The organism is Streptomyces sp. NBC_00572, assembly GCF_026341815.1.
Lineage (GTDB): Bacteria > Actinomycetota > Actinomycetes > Streptomycetales > Streptomycetaceae > Streptomyces.
Window position 1 is genome coordinate 3552759 of sequence record NZ_JAPENX010000001.1, and the last position, 24071, is coordinate 3576829.

Annotated in this window: 27 protein-coding genes and 4 tRNA genes; 22 read left to right on the plus strand and 9 right to left on the minus strand. The window is 70.7% G+C overall.

The features are described from left to right. Positions 1-10: 10 nt before the first annotated feature. The 6 genes from OG514_RS16510 to OG514_RS16535 all read left to right on the plus strand — a co-directional run bounded on the left by OG514_RS16510 (position 11) and on the right by OG514_RS16535 (position 6089). Positions 11-1564 (plus strand): NuoM family protein, encoded by a 1554-nt coding sequence (locus OG514_RS16510; RefSeq protein WP_266900872.1) that lies wholly within the window; start codon positions 11-13, stop codon positions 1562-1564. After that, a complete protein-coding gene (locus OG514_RS16515; protein WP_266895311.1) occupies positions 1561-3123 on the plus strand; it encodes an NADH-quinone oxidoreductase subunit N in 1563 nt (520 codons plus the stop codon). Before OG514_RS16510 ends, OG514_RS16515 begins: the two co-directional genes overlap by 4 nt. Positions 3124-3162: 39 nt before the next feature. Next, on the plus strand, positions 3163-3618 hold the full coding sequence (mscL, locus tag OG514_RS16520) for a large conductance mechanosensitive channel protein MscL (RefSeq protein WP_266895313.1): 456 nt from the start codon (positions 3163-3165) through the stop codon (positions 3616-3618). Between the two features lie 175 nt (positions 3619-3793). Beyond that, the gene (gene htpX / locus OG514_RS16525; protein ID WP_266895315.1) at positions 3794-4657 is read left to right on the plus strand and encodes a zinc metalloprotease HtpX; all 864 of its coding nucleotides are present in this window, start codon (positions 3794-3796) and stop codon (positions 4655-4657) included. Further along, positions 4654-5061 (plus strand): YccF domain-containing protein, encoded by a 408-nt coding sequence (locus tag OG514_RS16530; protein WP_266895317.1) that lies wholly within the window; start codon positions 4654-4656, stop codon positions 5059-5061. The genes htpX and OG514_RS16530 overlap by 4 nt, the downstream gene beginning before the upstream one ends. Positions 5062-5069: 8 nt before the next feature. After that, the gene (locus tag OG514_RS16535; protein ID WP_266895319.1) at positions 5070-6089 is read left to right on the plus strand and encodes a hypothetical protein; all 1020 of its coding nucleotides are present in this window, start codon (positions 5070-5072) and stop codon (positions 6087-6089) included. On the opposite strand, the gene OG514_RS16540 is transcribed toward OG514_RS16535, so the two are convergent. The 4 genes from OG514_RS16540 to OG514_RS16555 all read right to left on the minus strand — a co-directional run bounded on the left by OG514_RS16540 (position 6055) and on the right by OG514_RS16555 (position 9020). Continuing rightward, positions 6055-7293 carry an APC family permease gene (locus tag OG514_RS16540; protein ID WP_266895321.1) on the minus strand — a complete coding sequence of 413 codons (1239 nt, stop codon included), beginning with the start codon at positions 7291-7293 and terminating at the stop codon, positions 6055-6057. The two genes, OG514_RS16535 and OG514_RS16540, sit on opposite strands and share 35 nt — an antisense overlap. 23 nt (positions 7294-7316) lie before the next feature. Continuing rightward, positions 7317-7940 (minus strand): alpha-ketoglutarate-dependent dioxygenase AlkB, encoded by a 624-nt coding sequence (locus tag OG514_RS16545; RefSeq protein WP_266895323.1) that lies wholly within the window; start codon positions 7938-7940, stop codon positions 7317-7319. Next, positions 7937-8434, minus strand: coding sequence for a methylated-DNA--[protein]-cysteine S-methyltransferase (locus tag OG514_RS16550; RefSeq protein ID WP_266895325.1), 498 nt, complete (start codon positions 8432-8434; stop codon positions 7937-7939). Before OG514_RS16550 ends, OG514_RS16545 begins: the two co-directional genes overlap by 4 nt. A 94-nt stretch (positions 8435-8528) precedes the next feature. Continuing rightward, complete coding sequence (locus OG514_RS16555; RefSeq protein ID WP_266895327.1) at positions 8529-9020, minus strand: YajQ family cyclic di-GMP-binding protein; 492 nt, start codon at positions 9018-9020, stop codon at positions 8529-8531. Between the two features lie 170 nt (positions 9021-9190). Between OG514_RS16555 and OG514_RS16560 the strand changes: the two genes are divergently transcribed. After that, a tRNA-Tyr gene (locus OG514_RS16560) sits at positions 9191-9272 on the plus strand. Between the two features lie 69 nt (positions 9273-9341). Here the strand turns inward: OG514_RS16560 and OG514_RS16565 are convergent. Next, positions 9342-9998, minus strand: a complete 657-nt coding sequence (locus tag OG514_RS16565) for an NAD(P)H-binding protein (protein WP_266895329.1) — start codon at positions 9996-9998, stop codon at positions 9342-9344. A 2-nt stretch (positions 9999-10000) separates the two neighbouring features. Next, positions 10001-11281: an amidohydrolase family protein gene (locus OG514_RS16570; protein WP_266895331.1), complete on the minus strand. Its 1281-nt coding sequence runs from the start codon at positions 11279-11281 to the stop codon at positions 10001-10003. A 207-nt stretch (positions 11282-11488) separates the two neighbouring features. On the opposite strand from OG514_RS16570, the gene OG514_RS16575 reads away from it, so the two are divergent. The 8 genes from OG514_RS16575 (at position 11489) to OG514_RS16610 (ending at position 16225) form a co-directional block, all read left to right on the plus strand. Beyond that, a tRNA-Thr gene (locus tag OG514_RS16575) sits at positions 11489-11561 on the plus strand. A gap of 44 nt (positions 11562-11605) precedes the next feature. After that, positions 11606-11678: transfer RNA gene (locus tag OG514_RS16580), tRNA-Met, on the plus strand. A gap of 86 nt (positions 11679-11764) precedes the next feature. Further along, entirely contained in the window at positions 11765-11929 is a 165-nt protein-coding gene (rpmG, locus tag OG514_RS16585; protein ID WP_003956487.1) for a 50S ribosomal protein L33, read from the plus strand. A gap of 82 nt (positions 11930-12011) precedes the next feature. Then, positions 12012-12464, plus strand: coding sequence for a MaoC family dehydratase N-terminal domain-containing protein (locus OG514_RS16590; RefSeq protein ID WP_266895333.1), 453 nt, complete (start codon positions 12012-12014; stop codon positions 12462-12464). Positions 12465-12466: 2 nt separating this feature from the next. Further along, positions 12467-12895: a MaoC family dehydratase gene (locus tag OG514_RS16595; RefSeq protein ID WP_266895335.1), complete on the plus strand. Its 429-nt coding sequence runs from the start codon at positions 12467-12469 to the stop codon at positions 12893-12895. 92 nt (positions 12896-12987) lie between these two features. Continuing rightward, a complete protein-coding gene (locus tag OG514_RS16600; RefSeq protein ID WP_266895337.1) occupies positions 12988-13557 on the plus strand; it encodes a TetR/AcrR family transcriptional regulator in 570 nt (189 codons plus the stop codon). A gap of 86 nt (positions 13558-13643) precedes the next feature. Continuing rightward, positions 13644-15095: an MFS transporter gene (locus OG514_RS16605; RefSeq protein WP_266895339.1), complete on the plus strand. Its 1452-nt coding sequence runs from the start codon at positions 13644-13646 to the stop codon at positions 15093-15095. Positions 15096-15166: 71 nt separating this feature from the next. After that, the gene (locus OG514_RS16610; RefSeq protein ID WP_266895341.1) at positions 15167-16225 is read left to right on the plus strand and encodes a UDP-N-acetylmuramate dehydrogenase; all 1059 of its coding nucleotides are present in this window, start codon (positions 15167-15169) and stop codon (positions 16223-16225) included. A gap of 31 nt (positions 16226-16256) precedes the next feature. On the opposite strand, the gene OG514_RS16615 is transcribed toward OG514_RS16610, so the two are convergent. Beyond that, positions 16257-16889, minus strand: coding sequence for an NAD(P)-dependent oxidoreductase (locus OG514_RS16615; RefSeq protein WP_266895343.1), 633 nt, complete (start codon positions 16887-16889; stop codon positions 16257-16259). Between the two features lie 87 nt (positions 16890-16976). Between OG514_RS16615 and OG514_RS16620 the strand changes: the two genes are divergently transcribed. Next, a complete protein-coding gene (locus OG514_RS16620) occupies positions 16977-17573 on the plus strand; it encodes a TetR/AcrR family transcriptional regulator (protein WP_266895345.1) in 597 nt (198 codons plus the stop codon). A gap of 9 nt (positions 17574-17582) precedes the next feature. On the opposite strand, the gene OG514_RS16625 is transcribed toward OG514_RS16620, so the two are convergent. Together OG514_RS16625 and OG514_RS16630 are read right to left on the minus strand one after the other, a co-directional pair. Further along, positions 17583-18605 carry an adenosine deaminase gene (locus OG514_RS16625; protein WP_266895347.1) on the minus strand — a complete coding sequence of 341 codons (1023 nt, stop codon included), beginning with the start codon at positions 18603-18605 and terminating at the stop codon, positions 17583-17585. A 146-nt stretch (positions 18606-18751) separates the two neighbouring features. Then, positions 18752-19978, minus strand: coding sequence for a pyridoxal phosphate-dependent aminotransferase (locus tag OG514_RS16630; RefSeq protein WP_266895349.1), 1227 nt, complete (start codon positions 19976-19978; stop codon positions 18752-18754). 207 nt (positions 19979-20185) lie between these two features. Between OG514_RS16630 and OG514_RS16635 the strand changes: the two genes are divergently transcribed. From OG514_RS16635 to OG514_RS16660, 6 genes are all read left to right on the plus strand, one after another. Next, positions 20186-20258: transfer RNA gene (locus tag OG514_RS16635), tRNA-Trp, on the plus strand. A 103-nt stretch (positions 20259-20361) separates the two neighbouring features. Beyond that, complete coding sequence (gene secE, locus OG514_RS16640; RefSeq protein ID WP_015035534.1) at positions 20362-20649, plus strand: preprotein translocase subunit SecE; 288 nt, start codon at positions 20362-20364, stop codon at positions 20647-20649. 44 nt (positions 20650-20693) lie between these two features. Next, positions 20694-21647, plus strand: coding sequence for a transcription termination/antitermination protein NusG (gene nusG / locus OG514_RS16645; RefSeq protein ID WP_266895352.1), 954 nt, complete (start codon positions 20694-20696; stop codon positions 21645-21647). Positions 21648-21805: 158 nt separating this feature from the next. Beyond that, on the plus strand, positions 21806-22240 hold the full coding sequence (rplK, locus tag OG514_RS16650; RefSeq protein ID WP_266895354.1) for a 50S ribosomal protein L11: 435 nt from the start codon (positions 21806-21808) through the stop codon (positions 22238-22240). Between the two features lie 78 nt (positions 22241-22318). Beyond that, positions 22319-23041 (plus strand): 50S ribosomal protein L1, encoded by a 723-nt coding sequence (gene rplA, locus OG514_RS16655; RefSeq protein ID WP_266895356.1) that lies wholly within the window; start codon positions 22319-22321, stop codon positions 23039-23041. 113 nt (positions 23042-23154) lie between these two features. Then, on the plus strand, positions 23155-23976 hold the full coding sequence (locus OG514_RS16660; protein WP_266895358.1) for a hypothetical protein: 822 nt from the start codon (positions 23155-23157) through the stop codon (positions 23974-23976). The last annotated feature ends 95 nt before the right edge of the window (positions 23977-24071 follow it).

Sequence of the window (24071 nt, forward strand, 5' to 3'; positions counted from 1 at the left end):
CGAATCCGTGATGCAGTTCCTTCTGGCGTTGATCGTCGCCGGACCGCTCCTCGGCGCGGCCGCCGCTCTCCTCCCGGCCCCGCCGGGGCTGAAGGGGAAGTCCCCGGACCAGGCCGTGCTCCGCCACGGCGTCACCGTCACCGGTGTGATCCTGCTGGCCGCGATCGTCCTCGCGCTCGGCTTCGACCACGACCAGCCGTCGAGGATGCAGGCCACGACGGACATCAGCTGGATCCCCGCACTCGACGTGCGGATCCACCTCGGCGTCGACGGCATTTCCCTCCCCCTCCTGGTCCTGACCGCGCTCCTGACCTTCCTCTGCGCGCTGTACTCCTACTTCAAAATGCCCGCAGGCCCTTCCCCCAAGGGCTTCGTCGCGCTGCTCCTCGTCCTGGAGTCCGGCACCCTCGCCACCTTCGCCGTCCTCGACCTGGTCCTGTTCTTCCTGGCCTTCGAGATGGTCCTCATCCCGATGTACTTCCTCATCGCCCGCTGGGGCGGCGAGGGCAAGCAGGCCGCGGCCTGGAAGTTCATCCTCTACACGCTGCTCGGCTCCGTCGTCATGCTGCTCGGCCTGCTCCTCATCGGAGTGAAGGCGGGCACCTTCGACATGGTGGCACTGGCCACCGACAACGGCCGTGGACTGACCACGTCCGTGCAGGTCATCGCCGTTCTCGCGATCGGTCTCGGGCTCGCCGTGAAGACCCCGATGTGGCCGCTGCACAGCTGGCTCCCGGACGCCCACACCGCCGCCCCGACGGTCGGCTCGGTCCTCCTCGCCGGCGTGCTGCTCAAGATGGGCACGTACGGTTTCGTCCGGATCGTCCTGCCGATCGCCCCCGACGGCATGCGGATCTTCGCCCCGTACCTCGCCGCGTTCGCCGTCGCCGGGATCATCTACGGATCGCTCGCCTGCCTCGCCCTCGTCCGGCCCGGCAACAAGGGCGACCTCAAGCGCCTCATCGCGTACTCCTCCGTCGGCCACATGGGCTTCGTCCTCCTCGGCATCGCCACCATGACCCCCACCGGAGTCAACGGCGCCCTCTTCGCCAACGTCGCCCACGGCCTCGTCACCGGCCTGCTGTTCTTCCTGGTCGGCGCGGTCAAGGACCGGTACGGCACCGCCGACCTCGACACCCTCGCGGGCGCCACCGGCGCCGCCCTCTACGGCCGCGCCCCGCGTCTCGGCGCCCTCCTCGCCTTCGCCGCCGTCGCCTCCCTCGGCCTGCCCGGTCTGGCCGGCTTCTGGGGCGAGATGCTGGCCCTGTTCGGCGCCTTCGAGCCCGCCGAGGGCCTCAGCCGCCCCGCGTTCCTCACCTTCATGGCGATCGGCGCCTTCGGCACCCTCCTCACCGCCGCGTACCTCCTGCTCGTCGTCCGCCGCGTCTGCATGGGCGGCCCCCGACCCGCCGGGGAGACGCCGATCGCCGACATCCGGGGGTACGAGTTCGCCGCCTGGACCCCGCTCGTCGCCCTCACCGTCCTCGCCGGACTCTGGCCCGCGGTCCTCCTCGGCCTCACCGACCCGGCCGTCCAGAAGCTCCTCGCCGGAGGCACCCGATGACCCCCTTGACGGCGCTCGCCGGCGAGTCGCTCGTCCAGTCCGTCGACTGGCTGACGATCGCGCCCCCCACCCTCACGGCCGTGGTCGCCCTCGTCGTGCTCGTCGCCGACCTGTTCGTCCCCGAGGAGCGCAAGCGGCTCCTCGGCTGGACCGCGATCGCCGGCCTCGTCGCCGCCCTCGCGCTCCTCGTCCCGCTGCGGGCCGGCGACCGCTCCACCTTCTGCCTCACCGCGGACACCCAGGTCAGGGCGTGCAGCTACACGGCCGACGAATTCACCCTCGTCATCCAGCTGCTCGTTCTCGGCGGCGCGCTCCTGACGGCGCTGCTCTCGGTCACCGAGACCCGCGAGAAGCTCCCGGCCGGCGAGTACTGGTTCCTGCTGCTCTCCTCGGCGGCCGGCGCCGCCCTCCTGCCCGCCTCCCGGGACCTCGCGACCCTTGTCGTCGCCCTCGAAGTGGCCTCGCTGCCCGCCTTCGCGCTCGTCGGCCTCAAGCGCGGCGACCGCAGGTCCGGCGAGGCCGCGCTGAAGTTCTTCCTGTCGTCGGTGACGGCGACCGCCGTCACCCTGCTCGGCGTCAGCTTCGTGTACGCGGCGACCGGCACCCTGCACCTCACGGAGCTCGCCCAGCGCCTCGACGACGTGCCCGGCCAGCTCCAGACGCTCGCCGAGGCGGGCGTGGCCCTCACCCTCGTCGGCTTCGCCTTCAAGACGGCCGCCGTCCCCTTCCACTTCTGGGTGCCCGACACCTACGTCGGCGCCCCGCTGCCCGTCGCCGCCTACCTCTCCGTGGTCGGCAAGGCCGTCGGCTTCACCGGGCTCATCCTGGTGACGGTCGTCGCCTTCCCCTCGTACGCCGATGTGTGGGGCCCGGCGCTCGCAGCCCTCGCCGCGCTCACCATGACCGTCGGCAACGTCGCCGCCCTCCGCCAGCGCTCCACGCGCGCGTGGAGCGCGGTCCGGCTGCTCGCCTGGTCCTCCGTCGCGCAGGCCGGCTACCTCCTCGTGCCGATCGCGGCCGCCGCGTACTCCAGCGACGATCAGATCGGCGCCACCGTCGCGTACGCCCTGATGTACGCCGTCGTGAACCTCGGCGCGTTCGCGGTCGTCGCGCTCGTCGCCCGCAGGCACCCCGAGAACCGGCTCGCGGACTACCGGGGCCTGTACGCGGCGAGCCCCGCCGCCGCCCTCGCGCTCGCCTTCTTCCTCCTGAATCTGGCCGGTTTGCCCCCGGGTATCATCGGCCTCTTCGCCAAGGTGACCGTCTTCTCGGTGGCCGTCGACGCGGGCCTCGGCTGGCTGGCCGTGATCATGGGCGTCAACGTCGTGATCGGGCTGTACTACTACCTCCGCTGGACGGCGCTGCTGTTCCGCACGCCGGAAAGCGCGCCAGAAAGCACGCCGGACGGCGCACAGGTAGGAGCCTTCGAGGGCAAGGCCGTGCCCCACGCGGTCCCCGCGCCGATCACCCTGGCGATCGTGCTGACCGCCGCCGCCGGAGTCGTGCTGTCGGGATACCCGCAGCTCGCCCTCCGCTTCGCGGCGAACAGCCTCTTCTGACCCCCCCCACAAACGAAACACCTGGGAGCGAGAAACACCGTGCTGAACGGATTCAAGGACTTCATACTTCGCGGGAACGTCATCTCGATGGCCATCGGCCTGGCCGTCGGCACCGCGTTCACGAGCGTCGTCACCGGCTTCAGCAAGGCCTTCATCACCCCGCTCATCGGTCTCGCGACCGGCTCCGTCGGTGACTTCAGCGAGGCGAAGTTCAGCGTCGGCAAGACCGTCTTCCCCTACGGCCTCGCCATCTCGGCCGCCATAGCCTTCGTCATCACCGCCGCGGTCCTCTACTTCCTGATCGTCGCCCCGCTGGCGAAGGTCCAGGAGAAGTTCGCGAAGGAGGAGGCGGCCGACCCCAAGGCCGAGAAGCGCGACTGCCCCCGCTGCTTCACCGAGATCCCGGCGATCGCCTCCCGCTGCGCCCACTGCACCAGTGAGGTCGAGCCCGTCGCCACCACCCTGGAGAAGCTCGGGGTCCCGGCGGCCCGCTGATCACCCGAACGGCCCACAGCACGCCCCGGTGCGGCCGGGGGAACCGGAACCTCCCGCCTGGCGTTGACCAGTACGGAAGGGTCCACTGGACCTGGGGGTCCCTCCCGGACGAAGTCCGGGGGCGGGCGACCACGAAGCACAGGGTTCCCCTGCCGCACCACTTGGAGGGCGTACCGTGCACCGCCGGCACAACGGGCTGAGGACCGCCGTACTCCTCGGAGGGCTCTCGGCCCTCATCATCGTCATCGGCAGCTTCTTCGGCCGTACGGGGCTGATCGTCGCGCTGTTCGTGGCGCTCGGCACCAACGCGTACGCGTACTGGAACAGCGACAAGCTGGCGCTCCGGGCCATGCGCGCCCGCCCCGTCAGCGAGTTCGAGGCCCCCGCGCTCTACAAGATGGTGCGGGAGCTCTCCACGCAGGCGCGTCAGCCCATGCCGCGGCTCTACATCTCGCCCACCCAGGCACCCAACGCCTTCGCGACCGGCCGCAACCCGCGCAACGCGGCGGTCTGCTGCACCGAGGGCATCCTCGCGATCCTCGACGAGCGCGAGCTGCGCGGGGTCATCGGCCACGAGCTGAGCCATGTCTACAACCGGGACATCCTGATCTCCTCGGTCGCCGGAGCACTCGCCTCCGTGATCATGTTCCTGGTCAACTTCGCCTGGCTGATCCCCGTCGGCCGGTCCAGTGACGACGACCGCCCCGGGCTGCTCGGGATGCTCCTGGTCATGATCCTGGGCCCGATCGCCGCCTCGGTCATCCAGCTGGCCATCTCCCGCTCCCGCGAGTACGAGGCCGACGCCTCCGGAGCGCAGCTCACCGGCGACCCGCTCGCCCTCGCCAGCGCCCTGCGGAAGCTGGACGCCGGCACCAAGCAGCTGCCACTGCCCGCCGAGCCCCGGATCGAGACCGCGAGCCACATGATGATCGCGAACCCGTTCGGTCCCGGAAGGGGCATGTCCAAGATGTTCTCCACCCACCCGCCGATGGCCGAGCGGATCGCCCGGCTCGAACAGATGGCAGGTCGACGCCCGTGAAGACGATCCTCAACATCATCTGGCTGATTCTCTGCGGATTCTGGATGTTCCTGGGCTACATGCTCGCGGGCGTCCTGCTCTGCATCACGATCATCGGCATCCCCTTCGGACTCGCCGCCTTCCGCATCGGGATGTACGCCCTGTGGCCCTTCGGGTACACGGTCGTGGACCGCCGCGACTCGGGCGCGCCCTCCTGCGTGGGCAACGTCCTGTGGCTGATCCTCGCCGGCTGGTGGCTCGCCCTCGGCCACATCACCACCGGCATCGCCCTCTGCATCACGATTATCGGCATCCCGCTCGGCATCGCGAACTTCAAGATGATCCCGGTCTCGCTGCTCCCGCTGGGCAAGGAGATCGTCCCCACGGACCAGGCGTACGGCGCGTACGGGCAGCAGGGGCACTGACGACACCGGTGGACCATCCGAACTACGCCTTGGTCTCCGGCGCGTACACGGTCGCCCTCTGCAAGGACGTCGACGGCCTGTACGGGGACCCCGTCCCGCCGCCCCGCGCCCTCCACGAGCTCCGCGGCTGCGAAGCGCGTGGGGACCTCGCCCGGGCCGTCACCCAGGCCGTCGTCGAGGGCTCGGCCCCGTTCGGCACGCTCCACGTCCAGACCCACGACGGCCTCACCTGGCTCTTCGCCGAGGTCCGGGTCCTGGGCGCGCGCGGTGACGTCGTCACCGTCGAGTCCTCGGGCGACCCCCGCAGGGCCTACGGCGCGCACGGGGCCTACTCCTGCGTCAACCTGGTCCCCGTCTCGCCCCCGGAGCCACCGGAGCGCACCCACACGGAGGTCACCTTCCTCGGCTGCTCCCCCCGCGGCGGGCTCCGCGACGCCCTGGCCGCCGGCGCGGAGGAGTTCGAGACCGTCCGCTACCAGGTCCTCAGCCATGTGGGAACCGCGCACCACGAGGCCGAAGCGGGCCGCATCACCGGCTGGGACACCTCGCTCCTCGCCCGCGGCCTGGTCGATCTCACCGTGTCCTTCCACCGGCACGGCCTGATACCGCACCAGTCCCGGGAGGTCTGGGACCTCTGGTACAAGGGCCGGCCCGCGGAGCCGGGCACCTGGCGGCGGTTCACCGGCGCGGCGCGCGGCGAGTGGCTGAACCAGGCCGTCCGCAGGTCGTACGGCGCCCCGGAGATCACCCCGGACGCCACGTACGACCTCGACGGGACCGACGTCACCGACGAGGACTCCTTCCTCTGCGCGCTCGGCGAGGCGGTGTACGGCCCCGGGCGCAGCTTCGGGGCCGGGGCGCCCGGGGCGATCGGCGAGGAGCTGGCGGGCACCACCCTCGTCTGGCACCGGTCCGACGTGGCCCGCACCTGCCTGGGCGTCCAGCCGTGGAGCGGACGCCGCCCCGCGACCTTCCAGGAGTTCGTCGACGGCCTCAGGAACGCGGGGGTACGGCTCGTCCTCGACTGATGGCCCAGGCCACCACGCCCGCCGCCACGACTCCCGACCCGGCGAGGACCGGCCCGAGCGGCAGCGCGAACGCGAGGACCGCGCACCCCGCGAGGCCGAGCGCGGCGAGCGGCCGGTGCGCGGGCCCCAGGGTCCAGGCGGAGGCGTTCGCGATCCCGTAGTAGACGAGCACCCCGAAGGACGAGAAGCCGATCGCGTCCCGCACGTCCGCCGTCGCGGCCACCACGGCCACCACCGCGCCCACCGCGAGCTCGGCCCGGTGCGGCACCTGGAACCGGGGGTGGACGGCGGCGAGCACGGTCGGCAGATAGGCGTCCCTGGCCATCGCCAGGGTCGTACGGGACACCCCGAGGATCAGTGAGAGCAGCGAGCCGAGCGCCGCGACGGCCGCTCCGACCGTGACCACCGGCACCAGCCAGTCGGCGCCCGCGACCCGGGCGGCGTCCGTCAGCGGGGCGGGGGAGTCGGCGAGGGCGTCGGGGCCGAGGACGGTGAGCACGCTCACCGCGACGAGCACGTAGACGGCGAGCGTGATCCCGAGCGCGACCGGTACGGCCCGGGGGATCGTCCGTGCCGGGTCGCGGACCTCCTCGCCGAGCGTGGCGATGCGCGCGAACCCCGCGAATGCGAAGAAGAGCAAACCTGCGGCCTGGAGAACACCGTCGAAGGTGAGCTCCCGGCCGGGCGCGAGCGGCGATGTCCCACCGGCCCCGAAGGACACCGTGACGACAACCGCGAGGACCGCGAGAACCAGTCCGACGACCACCCGCGTGAGCAGCGCCGACTTCTGAACTCCCCGGTAGTTGACGGCGGTCAGGGCCACCACGGCACCCACCGCCACCGCGTGCGCGTGCTCCGGCCACACGTACGCCCCGACGGTCAGCGCCATCGCCGCGCACGAGGCCGTCTTGCCGACCACGAACGCCCAGCCGGCCAGGTATCCCCAGAACGACCCGAGGCATTCGCGACCGTACACATAGGTGCCGCCCGAATGGGGGTAGCGGGCCGCGAGCCGCGCCGAGGCCATGGCGTTGCAGTACGCGACGACGCCGGCGATCCCGAGCGCCAGGAGCAGCCCGCCCCCGGACCCGGCGGCCGCCGCGGCGGGCCCGAGCGCGACGAAGATCCCGGCCCCGATCATGGCGCCGAGCCCGATCACGACCGCGTCGAACACACCGAGGGACCGGCGCAGCTCACCACTCATGCGCCGCAGCCTAGGGGGTGTCCCTAGAGCCCCGTCTCCCGCAGGGTGATGTTGAGCCGACCCGTGAGGCCGAGCGCGGGATCGGCCGTTCCCGGCCAGACCTTCGGCACCCCGTGATGGACCCACCGGGAAGCCCCGCCGAACACGAACAGATCGCCGGACGCCAGGTCGACGTCCTGGTAGGGGCGGCCGCGGCTCTCCTCGTTGCCGAACCTGAAGACGCATCGGTCCCCGAGGCTCAGCGACACCACCGGCGCGCCCGAGCGCTCCTCGCGGTCCTGGTGCATGCCCATCCGCGCCCCCGGCGCGTAGAAGTTCACGAGCGCGGTGTCCGGCGTGAAACCGCCGTCGTCCCCGTACGCCTCGACGAGCGCCTCCCGGCCGAGGGCGACGAGCCACCCGGGCAACGGGGCACCGACGGAGTCGAGATAGCGGTACGGCACCCACTGCCGGCCGAGACACAGCGACCGCACCGACATGACACCCCCGCCGGGCAGCACGGTCTGCCGGTACGGCGCGGGTCCCCGCCCCCACTCCCGGCAGACGTCCACCAACTCCCGCTGCCGCGCGAACGGGAGCCACGTGGGCACGTGCACCGCGCCGGGCGCGACCGTGGCCCGCTCGCGGGGGAACAGCCCCTCGGTCACACCGGGGCCCCCTCCAGGCCCAGGAGCCGCTCCTTGCGCTCAAGCCCCGCGGCGTACCCGCGCAGGCTCCCGTCCGCCCCGATCACCCGGTGACAGGGGCGCACCACGAGCAGCGGATTGCGCCCGATCGCGGTCCCCACGGCCCGTACCCCGGCACCGGAGGAACCGATCTGCCGGGCGATCTCCCCGTACGAGACGGTCGTGCCGTAGGGGATCTCCTCCAGGGCCCGCCAGACGCGCCGCTGGAACTCGGTCCCGGCCTCGCTGTCGAGCGGCAGGTCGAACCGGTCCCGCCGCCCGTCGAAGTACTCGCCGAGCTGCTCGGCGACGTCCGCGAAGGCCTCGGGCGCGAGCGTCCACCCGTCCTCGACCTCGACGGCGCCCTTCTGCCCCGGCAGGGACAGCGAGCGCAGCACGGCACGGCCCCCTTCGGCGAGTTGCCCGACAAGCAGCATCTCGCCCAGGGGGCCGTCGACGTACGCGTACACGGTCATGGCTGGTTCCTCTCCCCGCACGGGTCTTCCACGTCCAGTGTGCGGGGCCCGCCGAGCCTCGGGCTGGCGGTATTCGGACACGAGCCTCGACGGGTCAGCGGTAGTTCACGAACTGGATCGCGAAGTCGAAGTCCTTGCCCTTGAGCAGCGCCTGCACGGCCTGCAGGTCGTCCCGGCTCTTCGAGCTGACCCGCAGCTCGTCGCCCTGGACCTGCGCCTTGACGCCCTTGGGACCCTCGTCGCGGATGGCCTTCGCGACCTTCTTGGCGTTGTCCTGGGAGATGCCCTCGGTGACCGACGCGAAGAGCTTGTACTCCTTGCCGGACAGCTGCGGCTCACCCTCGACGTCCAGCGACTTCAGCGAGATCCCGCGCTTGATCAGCTTGGTCTGGAAGATGTCGAGGATCGCGTTCACGCGCTCCTCGCCGTTCGCCTGCATGAGGATCTTCTCGCCCGACCACGAGATCGAGGCGTTGGTTCCCTTGAAGTCGTAACGCTGGGAGATCTCCTTCACGGCCTGGTTGAGGGCGTTGTCGACCTCCTGCCGCTCGACCTTGGACACGATGTCGAAACTGGAGTCGGCCATGACTCGTGGCTCCTTGCTCGGATGCTGTGGGGTACGACCCAACCCTAGGGGGTGCACCACGGCCCGAACCGCTGATCAATCCGGTGGCGAACCACCCCCCGGGATCAGGTATTGTTTACGTCGTTGCCACGGAACACCGCCGAAAAGCGGCTCCACGGCAGCGATCTCATGGCGATGTGCCCGAGTGGCCAATGGGAGCGGACTGTAAATCCGTCGGCTTAGCCTACCCAGGTTCGAATCCTGGCGTCGCCACGCGAAACGGAAGGTCCCCGGTGCTTGCACCGGGGGCCTTCCTTCGTTTCCGGGGTGGTGGCAGCGCCGTCAGTTTCCGGCCACGTCCTTCACCGCGACCGAGAGCGGGGTCGAGCCCGCGATCAGTTCCAGGGTCAGGCCGGCCGTCGCCGGGGTGTCCAGCAGTTCGGCGAGGGTCGCCGCCACGTCGTCGCGGGAGACCGGGCCGCGGCCCGTACGGGCCTCCAGGCGGACCATGCCCGTGCCCGCGTCGTCCGTCAGCGTGCCGGGGCGCAGGATCGTCCAGTCCAGCCCCGTGCGGGAGCGGACGTCGTCGTCGGCGGCGCCCTTGGCACGGAGGTAGGCGTCGAAGACCCCGTCACCGGCGTGGGTGGCGTCCGCGCCCATCGACGAGACGACGAGGTAGCGGCGCACGCCCGCGCGTTCCGCCGCCTCGGCGAACAGGACCGCCGCCGCGCGGTCCACCGTGTCCTTGCGGCCCACGCCGCTGCCCGGGCCCGCCCCGGCCGCGAAGACGGCCGCGTCGGCGCCCGTGAGCACGGCGGCGACCATCTCGGCCGACGCCGACTCCAGGTCCAGGACGACGGGTTCGGCCCCCGCGTCCCGCAGGTCTCCGGACTGCTCCGGTTTGCGGATGATCCCCGCGACCTCGTGCCCGTGCGCCGAGAGCAGCCTCTCCAGGCGCAGGGCGATCTGTCCGTGTCCTCCAGCGATGACGATGCGCATACTCACGACCGTACGACGGGACCGGCCGGAGGGCTTCCCGGCTCGGGCGGCCGTTCAGGGCGTGCCTGGCGCGGCAGATCGAGCGCCGCCGCCGAGTCGCAGTACTCCCGCACCGCGCTGGTCCGGGCCACCACCCGCCCCCGGTGCACCACGATCCGGCTGTACGCGAGGGACAGCACGCCTGACAGGCGCTCGCCGCGCACCGCGAGCAGCTCCGCCGGGAACCCGGCCTCCACCCGCACCTCCGGCAGCCCCATCGCCGCCCGCGCCTCCGCGCTCACCGCCGCGTACGCCTCCTCCGCGGGCAGCCCGCCCAGCGAGGCGAGCAGGTACGCCGCCTCCAGCGGATCCCCGCGCCCCACCGGGTTGGCCACGTCCCGCATCGACCCGCTGCCCGCCGCGACCCGTACCCCGGCCGCCCGCAGCAGCCGTACCGGCGCCGCCCCGCGCCGCTCGATGCCCCCGCAGCCGCCCTGCGGCAGGCACACCACCGTCACCCCGGCCGCCGCGAGCCCGTCCGCGGCCCGCCGTGCCACGTCGGAGGGAAGCCTGCCGAGGCCCGTGCACGGGCCGATCATCACGCCGGGCCGCAGTCCGCCGGCCATCGCCGCGAGCCGGGCGAGCCGGGCCGGGTCGTCACCGTCGGTGTGCAGATCGACCGGCACGCCGTGCTCGGCCGCGACCTCCAGGACCGCCTCCACGTATCCCGCCGGGTCGGGGTCGAGGTCAGGGCAGCCGCCGACCACTCCGGCGCCCATCTTCACCGCGTCCCGCAGCATCGCCAGGCCGTCGGCGCCCGCCACCCCGGTCAGCAGCCGGGGCACCGCGACCGTGGTCAGGTCCACCAGGCCGCGCAGCGAGCGCCGGGCCTGGAGGACGGCTTCCAGCGGGCCGAGCCCCTGCACGTCGCCGATCCGCACGTGCGCGCGTTGCGCGGTCGCGCCGTGGCCGAGTTGGAGCAGTGCCGCCTCGGTGGCCCGGCGCTGCACGTCCTCGGGGGCGTACGAGACGGGCCCGGGGGAGTCGGCGGAGAGCGCGGTGTCGGAGTGGGCGTGGGGTTCGGCGGCGGCGGGCAGCAGCAGGTAGCCGGCGAGGTCCACGCGCGCGCCCACGGCGGTGAGGCTGCCGGCCGTGCCGACCGCCTCGATCCGGCCGCCGACGAGCCGTACGTCCACGGTCCGCCCGTCGGTGAGCCGTGCGTGGGAGAGCAGGAGCGAGGTCGAGTCGGCCGTGGTGGCGGCCCCGTCCTCGGGCGGCTGGGGCTGCTTGCTTTCGGCTGACATGGGGGCTCCTCAAGGCTCCTCAAGATCAAGATCACGAAGCGTGGGGCCGAGCCTAGGGGTGCCCGGACCGACCTTCGAGGAGGAGCGCAATAGTCGTACCGATGAGGCCACGAGTGGCGTACGTGACGCCTGGTGAGGACCGTCGGGCGGGCGCCGCGAAACGGATTTGGGTGATGGGCGGGAGACCGTGTAATGTCTTCCTCGCTCGCCCCAATAGCTCAGTCGGTAGAGCGTCTCCATGGTAAGGAGAAGGTCTACGGTTCGATTCCGTATTGGGGCTCTGGTGAGAAGGACCCCGCCTTCGGGCGGGATCCAGATCATCAAAGCGGTGTAGCTCAGTCGGTAGAGCAAGCGGCTCATAATCGCTGTGTCACCGGTTCAAGTCCGGTCACCGCTACACACAGTAGCCGATTGTGGGGTCGGTCCTTCGATCGGCTACTCTTTCATGCGTTCATCCGTCCCATCCGTCCAAGGAGCACTCACGTGGCTGCCACCGACGTCCGCCCGAAGATCACGCTGGCCTGCGTGGAGTGCAAGGAGCGGAACTACATCACCAAGAAGAACCGGCGTAACAACCCGGACCGTCTTGAGATGAAGAAGCACTGCCCCCGCTGCAACTCGCACACTGCGCACCGCGAGACGCGCTAATCAGGCTCGTACACGAGGCCGTCCCCACTCGGGGGCGGCCTCGTGTCGTTTGTCGGCAACAAATCCAGGAGGTATCGAGTCCATGGCGCTCGACCAGTCCTTCGTGGGCCGGACCTATCCGCCCACCCCGCCCTACGAGGTCGGCCGCGAGAAGATCCGCGAGTTCGCCGAGGCGATCGGGGATGCGAATCCCGCCTACGTCGACCAGGAAGCGGCCAAGGGGCTCGGGCATTCCGATGTGATCGCCCCGCCGACTTTTGTGTTCGCCATCACGTTCAAGGCGGCCGGTGCCGTCGTCGAGGACCCCCAGCTGGGTCTCGACTACAGCCGCGTCGTCCACGGCGACCAGAAGTTCGTCTACACCCGGCCCGTACGCGCCGGGGACCGACTCTCGGTCACCTCCACCATCGAGGGGATCAAGTCCCTCGCCGGCAACGACGTCCTGGACATCCGCGGAGAGGTCCACGACGCCTCCGGCGAGCACGTCGTGACCGCCTGGACCAAGCTCGTCTCCCGCGCACCCGAGGGGGCCTGACCATGACCGCCAAGATCGCCTACGACGAGGTCGAGGTCGGCACCGAGCTGCCCGCGCAGACCTTCCCCGTGACCCGCGACACACTCGTCCGGTACGCGGGCGCCTCCGGGGACTTCAACCCGATCCACTGGAACGAGAAGTTCGCGGTGGAGGTCGGCCTCCCCGACGTCATCGCCCACGGCATGTTCACCATGGCCGAGGCGATCCGCGTCGTCACCGACTGGGCCGGCGACCCCGCCGCCGTCGTCGAGTACGGCGTCCGCTTCACCAAGCCCGTCGTGGTCCCCAACGACGACAAGGGCACCACCGTCGAGGTCAGCGCCAAGGTCGCCGCGAAGCTGGACGACCAGCGGGTGCGGGTCGACCTCGTCGCGATGTGCGCCGGCCAGAAGGTCCTGGGCATGTCCCGGGCCGTGGTCAGGCTCGCGTAGCGCGGCCGGAGGGTACGGGAGGGGTGGCCGCGGAAAGCGGTCGCCCCGATCCCCCCTTGACTAAGTTAGTGATTGAGTACTAACTTAGTCGCATGGTCAGGATGAGTGCAGAGGAACGGCGCGAGAGCGTCATCCGTGCGGCGATGAGCGAGTTCAGTCGCGGCGGGTACTACGGCACCTCCACCGAGGCGATCGCCAAGCGCGTCGGTGTCTCGCAGCCGTACCTCTTCCGGCTCTTCCCGGGCAAGAAGGCCATCTTCCTGGCCGCCTCCGAGCGCTGCATCAGTGACACCGTCCGCGTCTTCGAGGAGGCCGCGGAAGGGCTGTCCGGCGAGGAGGCCCTGCATGCCATGGCCAACGCGTACACCCGGATCATCACCGAGGAGCCCGAGCGGCTCCTGATGCAGATGCAGGTGTACGTGACCGTCGCCGCCGCCGAGGCGGCCGGCGAGCACGAGTTCGGCGAGGCCGTGCGGGCCGGCTGGATGGGGCTCTGGGAGACCGTCCACCTCGCGCTCGGTGCGGACACCGACGAGACCACGACCTTCCTGGCGTACGGGATGCTCATCAACGCCCTCGTCGCCATGGGCTTTCCGCCCGAGCACCGGGTCTGGGAGGGGTTCTACCCCTCCGCCCGCGTCCTCGGCCGCCTGGAGAAGTAGCGCCGCCACCCGCCTTCATTCGTGCCGCTCTTTCATGAGCATGAAAGTTAGTCAGCAATAACTAACCTGAGATCTGAGGGGCAGTAATGAACCAGCCAGCAGCCCGCCGCGGCTCCGCCGCCTGGGCGCTCGTCATCACCAGCGTCGCCGGCTTCATGGCGGCCCTCGACAACCTCGTCGTCACCACCGCCCTCCCCTCGATCCGCGAGGACCTCGGTGGAGCCCTGCACGACCTCGAATGGACGGTGAGCGCCTACACCCTCACCTTCGCCGTCCTGCTCATGTTCGGAGCGGCCCTCGGTGACCGCTTCGGCCGCCGCCGGCTCTTCGTCGTCGGACTCGCCGTCTTCACCGTCGCCTCCGCCGCCGCCGCGCTCGCCCCCGGCATCGACGCGCTGATCGCCGCCCGCGCCGTCCAGGGCGTCGGCGCCGCGATCATGATGCCGCTCACCCTCACCCTGCTCACCGCGGCCGTCCCGGCCGCCAAGCGCGGGATGGCCTTCGGCATCTGGGGCGCCGTCAACGGTCTCGCCGTCGCCTCCGGTCCACTCATCGGCGGCACCCTCACCGAACACATGTCCTGGCAGTGGATCTTCTGGCTGAACGTTCCGCTCGGCCTCGCCCTGCTCCCGCTCGCCCGGCTGCGCCTGGCCGAGTCGCACGGCACCGGGGCCCGCCTCGACATCGCCGGCACGCTCCTCGCCAGCGGCGGCCTGTTCGGCATCGTCTACGCGCTGATCCGCGGCCCGATCGACGGCTGGACCTCCCTGACCGTCCTCACCGGACTGATCGCCGGCTCCGCGCTCATCGGCGGGTTCATCCACCACGGCATCCACGGCAAGGCGCCGATGCTGCCCATGCGGCTCTTCCGCAACCGCGCCTTCTCCGGGATCAACGCGGCCAGCCTGCTGATGTTCCTCGGCATGTTCGGCTCGATCTTCCTGCTCAGCCAGTACATGCAGGGCGTACTCGGCTACTCGCCCACCGAGGCGGGACTGCGGATGCTGCCCTGGACCGGCATGCCGATGATCGTCGCGCCGCTCGCGGGCGCCCTCTCCGACCGGATCGGCGGCCGCCCGGTCGTCGCCGTCGGGCTCGCCCTCCAGGCGCTCGGCCTCGCCTGGTTCGCGTTCGTCCTGACCCCCGACGCCTCGTACGCCGTCCAGCTCCCCGCCCTCGTCGTCAGCGGCATCGGCATGGCGCTGTACTTCGCACCGGCGGCCAACCTCGTGATGTCCAGCGTCCGCCCCTCCGAGCAGGGCATCGCGTCCGGCGCCAACAACGCGCTCCGCGAGGTCGGCGGTGCGCTCGGCGTCGCCGTGATGGCCTCGATCTTCGCCGCCCAGGGCGGGTACGGGTCCGGCCAGAGCTTCGTCGACGGCCTGGTGCCCGCACTGTGGGTCGGCGCGGGGGCGGTGGCCCTCGGCGCGGTCGCGGTGCTGTTCGCGCCGTCGCGGCGCCAGGAGGCCCGGCGGAAGGCGGAGGGCGAGGCGGCGGCCGGAGCCGAGGCGGGGGAGAAGGACCTCGTCGCCGCGTGACGCCGTGTGCGGCACCGCGCCGGGGAAGGGCCCGCCAGGGGTGGCGGGCCCTTCCCCGTACCCTTGAGCCCGTGCAGCCTCTCCACGACGCCCCCCTCGCGCCCCTGACCACCTTCCGGCTCGGCGGTCCCGCCACCCGGCTCGTCACGGCCACCACCGACGACGAGGTGATCGCGGCCGTGCGCGAGGCCGACGCCACGGGGACGCCGCTGCTGGTCATCGGCGGCGGATCCAACCTGGTCATCGGCGACAAGGGCTTCGACGGCACCGCACTGCGGATCGCGACCAAGGGCTTCGCCCTCGACGGGACGAAGCTGGAGCTCGCCGCGGGCGAGGTCTGGACCGACGCCGTCGCCCGGACCGTCGAGGCCGGGCTCGCCGGGATCGAGTGCCTGGCCGGCATCCCCGGCTCGGCCGGCGCGACCCCGATCCAGAACGTCGGCGCGTACGGCCAGGACGTCTCCGCCACCGTGACCGAGGTCGTCGCCTACGACCGGCGCGACGAGGAGACCGTCACCCTCACCAACGCCGAGTGCGTCTTCTCGTACCGGCACAGCCTCTTCAAGGACCACCCCGAGCGATACGTGGTGCTGCGGGTCCGCTTCGAGCTGGAGGACGCGGACGGGCTGTCCGCGCCGATCAACTACCCGGAGACCGCCCGCGTCCTCGGCGTCGGGGCAGGGGACCGGGTGCCGCTCGCCCACGCCCGCGACACCGTCCTGCGGCTGCGCGCGGGCAAGGGCATGGTCCTGGACCCGGAGGACCACGACACCTGGTCCGCGGGCTCCTTCTTCACCAACCCGATCCTCACGGCGGGGGAGCACGAGACCTTCCTCGCGCGCGTGGCCGGGCGGCTCGGCGCCGACGTCACCCCGCCGGCCTTCCCCACGGGCGAGGACGGCGCGGTGAAGACCTCCGCCGCCTGGCTGATCGACAAGGCCGGGTTCACCAAGGGATACGGCTCCGGGCCCGCGCGGATCTCCACCAAGCACACGCTGGCGCTGACCAACCGGGGCGAGGCGACCACCGAGGACCTGCTGGCGCTGGCCCGCGAGGTCGTCGCCGGGGTCCACGAGGCTTTCGGGATCACCCTGGTCAACGAGCCCGTCACCGTCGGCGTCGAGCTCTGAGGCCGGTCCGCCCCGGTCCGGCGGACGCCCTCTAGTACGCGACGCCCACGCCCTGCTTGACCGTCGTCGGGTCGTCGATCATCGCCAGCATCGCGTGGGCCACGTCCGCGCGGGCCAGTGAGCGGCCCCGGGGCGGAGTGCCGCCGACGACCGTGCGGTAGCGGCCGGTGACCTGCTTGTCCGTCAGCTTGGGCGGGCGTACGGAGGTCCAGTCCGTGCTGCTCGCCGCGAGCTCCGACTCCATGACCCGCAGATCGGCGTAGACGTCCTTCAGAACGGCGTTGATGATCGCGAGGACGGCCTTGTCCGCGAGGCCCTGACCGTCCGGGACCGGGCCGAGCGGGGCCGCGCTCACCACCAGGAGCCGGCGTACCTTCTCCGCCTCCATGGCCGTGAGTACCGAGCGGGTCAGCCGGGCGGCCACGCCCGCGTCCGCGCGGCTCCGGGCGCCGAGGCCCGAGAGCACCGCGTCCCGGCCGGTGAGTGCTCCGCGCAGGCTCTGCGGGTCGGAGAGGTCGGCGCGGAGGACCGTCAGCCGTCCGCCGGTGGCCGTGAGCCGCGCCGGGTCCCGTACGACCGCCGTCACCTCGTGGCCCGAGGCCAGGGCCTGGCCGACGATCTCCCGGCCGATGCCGCCGGTCGCACCGAAGACTGTGAGCTTCATGTCGCACCCTCCAGGGGTGGGTAAGTGTTCACTCACCTCTAGGGTGGGTGAACACTTACCCACCCGTCAAGCGTGGCTGGAGGATGCATGGAACAGAAGCCGACCCGGGTTCGGATCGTGGACGCGGCCCGCGACCTGATGCGGACCGTGGGGCTCGCGCGCACCACGACCAAGGAGATCGCCAAGGCAGCGGGCTGCTCGGAAGCCGCGCTCTACAAGTACTTCACCAGCAAGGAAGAGCTCTTCCTCGCCGTACTCAACGAGCGGCTTCCCCAGCTCGGCGGGCTCCTCGGCACACTCGTCGCCGACCCCGGCGGCCGTACCGTCGAGGCGAACCTCACCGAGGTCGCCCGGCAGGCCGCCCTCTTCTACGAGCAGACCTTCCCGGTCGTCGCCTCCCTCTACGCGGAACCCCAGCTCAAGCAGCGCCACGAGGAGGCCATGCGCACGTACGGCATGGGGCCCCACAAGCCCATCGAAGGCCTCGCCGCCTATCTGCGCGCCGAGCAGCGGCACGGCCGCATCGCCGCCGACGCCGATCCGGTGGCCGCCGCCTCGCTGCTCCTCGGGGCCTGCGCCCAGCGCGCCTTCGCCTGGGAGATGACCCCCGACCGCCGGCCGCCTGACTCCGTCGACGACTTCGCGCGGAGCATCGCGCGCACCCTGATGGCAGGGATCGGCTAGCCCCTGGGATCAGACGGCGATCCAGTCGTCGATCCCCGCGAGCAGCTTCGCCCGGACGTCCTCCGGGGCCGCCGAGCCCCGCACCGACTGCCGGGCCAGCTCCGCCAGTTCCGCGTCCGTGAAGCCGTGGTGCTTGCGGGCGATCTCGTACTGCGCCGCGAGCCGGGAGCCGAAGAGCAGCGGGTCGTCCGCGCCGAGTGCCATCGGCACCCCCGCCTCGAAGAGCGTCCGCAGCGGCACGTCCTCGTGCTTCTCGTACACCCCGAGGGCCACGTTGGACGCCGGGCAGACCTCGCAGGTCACCCCGCGCTCCGCGAGCTTCCGCAGCAGTCGCGGATCCTCCGCCGACCGCACCCCGTGGCCGACCCGCGCCGCCCGCAGATCGTCCAGGCAGTCCCGTACGGACGCCGGCCCCGTCAGCTCGCCCCCGTGCGGGGCCGCGAGCAGACCGCCCTCGCGCGCGATGGCGAAAGCGCGGTCGAAGTCCCGGGCCAGGCCCCGCCGCTCGTCGTTCGAGAGCCCGAAGCCGACCACGCCCCGGTCCGCGAACCGCACCGCGAGCCGGGCGAGCGTCCGCGCCTCCAGGGGGTGCTTCATCCGGTTCGCCGCGACGAGCACCCGCATCCCGAGCCCGGTCTCCCGCGAGGCCGCGTCGACCGCGTCCAGGATGATCTCCAGGGCCGGGATGAGCCCGCCGAGGTGCGGGGCGTACGAGGTGGGGTCGACCTGGATCTCCAGCCACCCCGAGCCGTCCTTCACATCCTCCTGGGCGGCCTCGCGGACGAGCCGCTGGATGTCCTCGGGGGAGCGCAGGCAGGAGCGGGCGATGTCGTACAGCCGCTGGAAGCGGAACCAGCCGCGCTCGTCGGTGGCCCGCAGCTTCGGAGGCGTACCGCTGCTCAGCGCCTCGGGAAGGTGCACGCCGTACTTGTCGGCCAGCTCGATGAGGGTGGTGGGCCGCATCGAACCGGTGAAGTGCAGGTGCAGATGGGCCTTGGGCAGTGTGGTGAGGTCGCGGTAAAGGTGCTCCATTGGCTGATCCTGCCGCACCCGAATGGACGAACACACCCCGTTTCCCCGATCGGGACCTTGCTAGAACGCAAAAACGGGCCCCCGGCTCCGAAGAGCCAGGGACCCGTCACCCACCTGGGAACGTCACCAGGTGGTTCGATCACTGATCAGTCGGTCGCCTCGGCGAGAAGCTTCTGGAGGCGGGACACGCCCTCCACCAGATCCTCGTCACCCAGCGCGTACGACAGACGCAGGTAGCCCGGCGTGCCGAAGGCCTCGCCCGGGACGACCGCGACCTCGGCCTCGTCCAGGATCAGGGCGGCCAGCTCGACCGAGGTCTGCGGGCGCTTGCCGCGGATCTCCTTGCCGAGCAGCTCCTTCACCGAGGGGTACACGTAGAACGCGCCCTCCGGGTTCGGGCAGAGGACGCCCTCGATCTCGTTGAGCATCCGCACGATCGTCTGGCGGCGCCGGTCGAAGGCGCGACCCATCTCCGCGACGGCGTCCAGGTTGCCCGAGACGGCGGCGAGGGCGGCGATCTGCGCGACGTTGCTCACGTTGGACGTGGCGTGCGACTGCAGGTTCGTCGCGGCCTTCACGACGTCCTTCGGGCCGATGATCCATCCCACGCGCCAGCCGGTCATCGCGTACGTCTTGGCCACACCGTTGACCACGATGCACTTGTCGCGCAGCTCCGGCATGACCGCCGGGAGCGAGACCGCGGAAGCGCCGCCGTAGACCAGGTGCTCGTAGATCTCGTCCGTCAGGACCCACAGACCGTGCTCGACGGCCCAGCGGCCGATGGCCTCGGTCTCGGCCTCGCTGTAGACGGCGCCGGTCGGGTTGGACGGCGAGACGAAGAGGACGACCTTGGTCTTCTCCGTGCGGGCAGCCTCCAGCTGCTCCACCGAGACCCGGTAGTCGGTGGTCTCGTCGGCCACGACCTCCACCGGGACACCGCCCGCGAGGCGGATCGACTCGGGGTACGTCGTCCAGTACGGCGCCGGGACGATGACCTCGTCGCCCGGGTCGAGGATCGCGGCGAACGCCTCGTAGATCGCCTGCTTGCCGCCGTTGGTCACCAGGACCTGGGAGGCGTCGACCTCGTAGCCGGAGTCGCGCAGCGTCTTGGCGGCGATGGCGGCCTTCAGCTCGGGCAGACCCCCGGCCGGCGTGTAGCGGTGGTACTTCGGGTTCTTGCAGGCCTCGACGGCCGCGTCGACGATGTAGTCCGGGGTCGGGAAGTCGGGCTCACCCGCGCCGAAACCGATCACCGGGCGCCCGGCGGCCTTGAGAGCCTTGGCCTTGGCGTCGACGGCGAGGGTGGCGGACTCGGAGATCGCACCGATCCGGGCGGAGACCCGACGCTCGGTGGGAGGGGTAGCAGCGCTCATGCGGCCCATCGTCCCAGACCGCTTCAAGGCCCGGCACTCAGGTTTCACGGACCGGACAGGAACGGTCATTACCGGTCGTACGCGCGTCCGACGGCAGGTCGGTCGTGGTTTCTGTTCGACGCGGGGCCCCCTGACCACGTATGCTCACTCCTCGTTGGCCCGCACCGACCACATCTCACGATGCGGTACGTTGAGGGACACCAACAAAGGGTCGTAGCTCAATTGGTAGAGCACCGGTCTCCAAAACCGGCGGTTGGGGGTTCAAGTCCCTCCGGCCCTGCTACACACACCGCCAGGTGTTGTGCGCATGTACGTACTTCATTGCACCGCCGTGCGGCTCCACCCGGGCGCGGCACGGCCGACCCGGAATCAGGTGAGAGATCGTGACGGACGCCGTAGGCTCCATCGACATGCCTGATGCCGATGACGAGGCCGCAGAGTCGAAGAAGAAGTCCCGCAAGGGCGGCAAGCGCGGCAAGAAGGGCCCCCTGGGCCGTCTCGCGCTCTTCTACCGACAGATCGTCGCAGAGCTCCGCAAGGTCGTCTGGCCCACGCGCAGCCAGCTTTCGACGTACACCACCGTGGTGATTGTCTTCGTCGTCATCATGATCGGCCTTGTCACCGTGATTGACTATGGCTTCCAGGAAGCAGTCAAGTACGTCTTCGGCTGACTTTTTGTTCCACCCCATCTGTATCGCAGGAAGAAGCAGCCACCGTGTCTGACGCGAACCTGAACGACGCCTTCGAGTCCGAGTCCGTCGAGGACGAGCTGGACATCGTCGAGGCCGCCGACGAGGACCAGGCAGACGCTGCTGACGACGTTGCCGGCGAGGCCGCCGAGGAAGCCGCTCTCCAGGTCGAGGACGAGGACCAGGACGAGTCGGCGACCGACGAGGACGACGACTCCTCCGACGAGGACGCCTCCGAGGACGACGACGACTCCTCCGACGAGGACGCCTCCGAGGAGGACGAGGACGAGACCGTCGTCGAGGCCGAGGACGACGAGGACACCGAGGAAGAGACCGACGAGGAGGCCGAGCCGGCCGCCCCGGTCGACCCGGTCGCCGCGCTCCGCGAGGAGCTGCGCACCCTCCCCGGCGAGTGGTACGTCATCCACACCTACGCGGGCTACGAGAAGCGCGTGAAGGCCAACCTCGAACAGCGTGCCGTCTCGCTCAACGTCGAGGACTTCATCTACCAGGCCGAGGTCCCCGAGGAAGAGATCGTCCAGATCAAGGGCGGCGAGCGGAAGAACGTCAAGCAGAACAAGCTTCCCGGCTACGTTCTCGTCCGCATGGACCTGACGAACGAGTCCTGGGGCGTCGTCCGCAACACCCCCGGTGTCACCGGCTTCGTGGGCAACGCCTACGACCCCTACCCGCTGACCCTGGACGAGATCGTCAAGATGCTCGCCCCGGAGGCCGAGGAGAAGGCCGCCCGCGAGGCCGCCGAGGCCGAGGGCAAGCCGGCTCCGGCCCGCAAGCTGGAGGTCCAGGTCCTCGACTTCGAGGTCGGCGACTCGGTCACCGTCACCGACGGCCCCTTCGCCACGCTCCAGGCGACCATCAACGAGATCAACCCCGACTCGAAGAAGGTCAAGGGCCTCGTCGAGATCTTCGGTCGCGAGACCCCGGTCGAGCTCAGCTTCGACCAGATTCAGAAGAACTGATCTCATAAGTTTCCGACCAGGTCAGAGTGGCTCTCGCAGCTGCTCTGACCTGCTCGGTTTTTGGCCGCAGCGCTATACCCGTTATCGTGGTGCGGTATGCCTGCATCCGGATGACCGGATGGCGGGCTGAACACTCTCACTAGGACCCGGAGAGAGCAATGCCTCCCAAGAAGAAGAAGGTCACGGGGCTTATCAAGCTCCAGATCAACGCTGGTGCGGCCAACCCGGCCCCGCCGGTCGGTCCCGCGCTGGGCCAGCACGGCGTCAACATCATGGAGTTCTGCAAGGCCTACAACGCCGCGACCGAGTCGCAGCGTGGCATGGTCGTGCCGGTGGAGATCACGGTCTACGACGACCGCTCCTTCACCTTCGTCACGAAGACTCCGCCGGCCGCCAGGCTGATCCTCAAGGCCGCTGGTGTGGACAAGGGCTCCGGCGAGCCGCACAAGACCAAGGTCGCCAAGCTCACGGCTGCCCAGGTCCGCGAGATCGCCACGGTCAAGCTCCCCGACCTGAACGCCAACGACCTGGACGCCGCGTCCAAGATCATCGCTGGCACCGCCCGTTCCATGGGCATCACGGTCGAGGGCTGATCAGCCCCCTCGTGACCTAGTGGTAGGGCCAGCGCCGGCCCGCACCACGACTCCACACCTGAACCAACAGGAGAAGCAGTGAAGCGCAGCAAGACCCTCCGCGCAGCGGACGCCAAGATCGACAGCGAGAAGCTCTACGCTCCTCTCGAGGCCGTCCGTCTCGCCAAGGACACCTCCAGCACGAAGTTCGACGGCACCGTCGAGGTCGCCTTCCGCCTGGGCGTCGACCCGCGCAAGGCCGACCAGATGGTCCGCGGCACCGTGAACCTCCCGCACGGCACCGGCAAGACCGCCCGGGTCCTGGTCTTCGCGACCGGTGACCGTGCCGAGGCCGCGATCGCCGCTGGCGCCGACATCGTCGGTTCCGACGAGCTCATCGACGAGATCTCCAAGGGCAACCGCCTGAACGAGTTCGACGCCGTTGTCGCCACCCCGGACCTCATGGGCAAGGTCGGCCGCCTCGGCCGCGTCCTCGGCCCGCGTGGTCTCATGCCGAACCCCAAGGTCGGCACCGTCACCCCCGATGTCGCCAAGGCTGTCAACGAGATCAAGGGCGGCAAGATCGAGTTCCGCGTCGACAAGCACTCGAACCTGCACTTCATCATCGGCAAGGTCTCCTTCGACGAGACGAAGCTGGTCGAGAACTACGCCGCGGCCCTGGACGAGATCCTCCGTCTGAAGCCGTCCGCCGCGAAGGGTCGCTACATCAAGAAGGCGACCATCACGACGACGATGGGCCCCGGCATCCCGCTGGACTCGAACCGCACCCGCAACCTGCTCGTCGAGGACGAGACGGTCTGAGCCCCACAGGCTCACTGAGCGGTCGGCCGGCCCCGCACCTCTTCGGAGGTGCGGGGCCGGCTTTTTGTTACGGTCCGGGAGACGTACGACGTTGATCAAGGAGTGGAACACGTATGGGCAGCTCCGCAGGGAAGCGCGTGGCCTTCGCACTGGCGGCCGTGGTCGTCGTGGCGGGCGTCTCGGGGTGTGAGGACGGCGACGGCGGTACGAAGCCGGCGGGGGCGTCCGCCGGGCCGGCGACCCAGAGCCGGGAGGAGGCCGTGAAGGCCGTCCGGGCCGCGTACACCAAGACCGCGGAGGCCAAGAGCGCCAAGGTCGAGATGCGCGTCGTCGTCAGCGGTGACCAGGGCGGTAGCAGCACGTTCACCGGCGTCCAGGGATGGAGCCCCTCGGTCGCGGACCTGAAGGTCACCGATTCGACGTACCTGGAGGGCATTCCCGGCGCCCCCGTGGAGACGCGCATGCTCACGGCCGGCGGCGCCACCTACATGGACGTGGGCGCCGAGCAGGCCGCTCAGACGGGCGGCAAGCGCTGGATGAAGGTCGAGGCCGAGGGCGCCGCCGGTGGCGACGAGCTGCTGACGCAGCTGACCGCGGGCCTGAGCAGCGTGAACCAGGACCCGGCTCAGGAGCTCGGCCTCCTAGCCGGGTCGTCGACGGTGAAGCACCTCGGCCCGGCGAAGGGCGGCGACGTCACGGGACAGAGGTACGAGGGCGCGCTCTCCGGGGGCAAGCACGTGGAGGTCTGGATCGGCACGGACGGCTATCCGGTGCGGATGATCGTCGAGACGACGGCCGGCGGGTCGTCGACGAAGCTCACCACGAACTACCGCGACTACGGCGCCAAGGCCGCCGTGCAGGCCCCGCCCGCCGACGAGACCTTCGGCTTCATGGAACTGCTGAAGAAGATCGGTCAAGGTCTCGGACAGGGCTGATTTGCCCCGGGCCGACCCGGTCGCGTACTCTTCCGAGGAAGCCAAAGACCGCTGGTCGTCACTGTGCCGTCAAGGTGTGGTGGCCGAAGGATTCG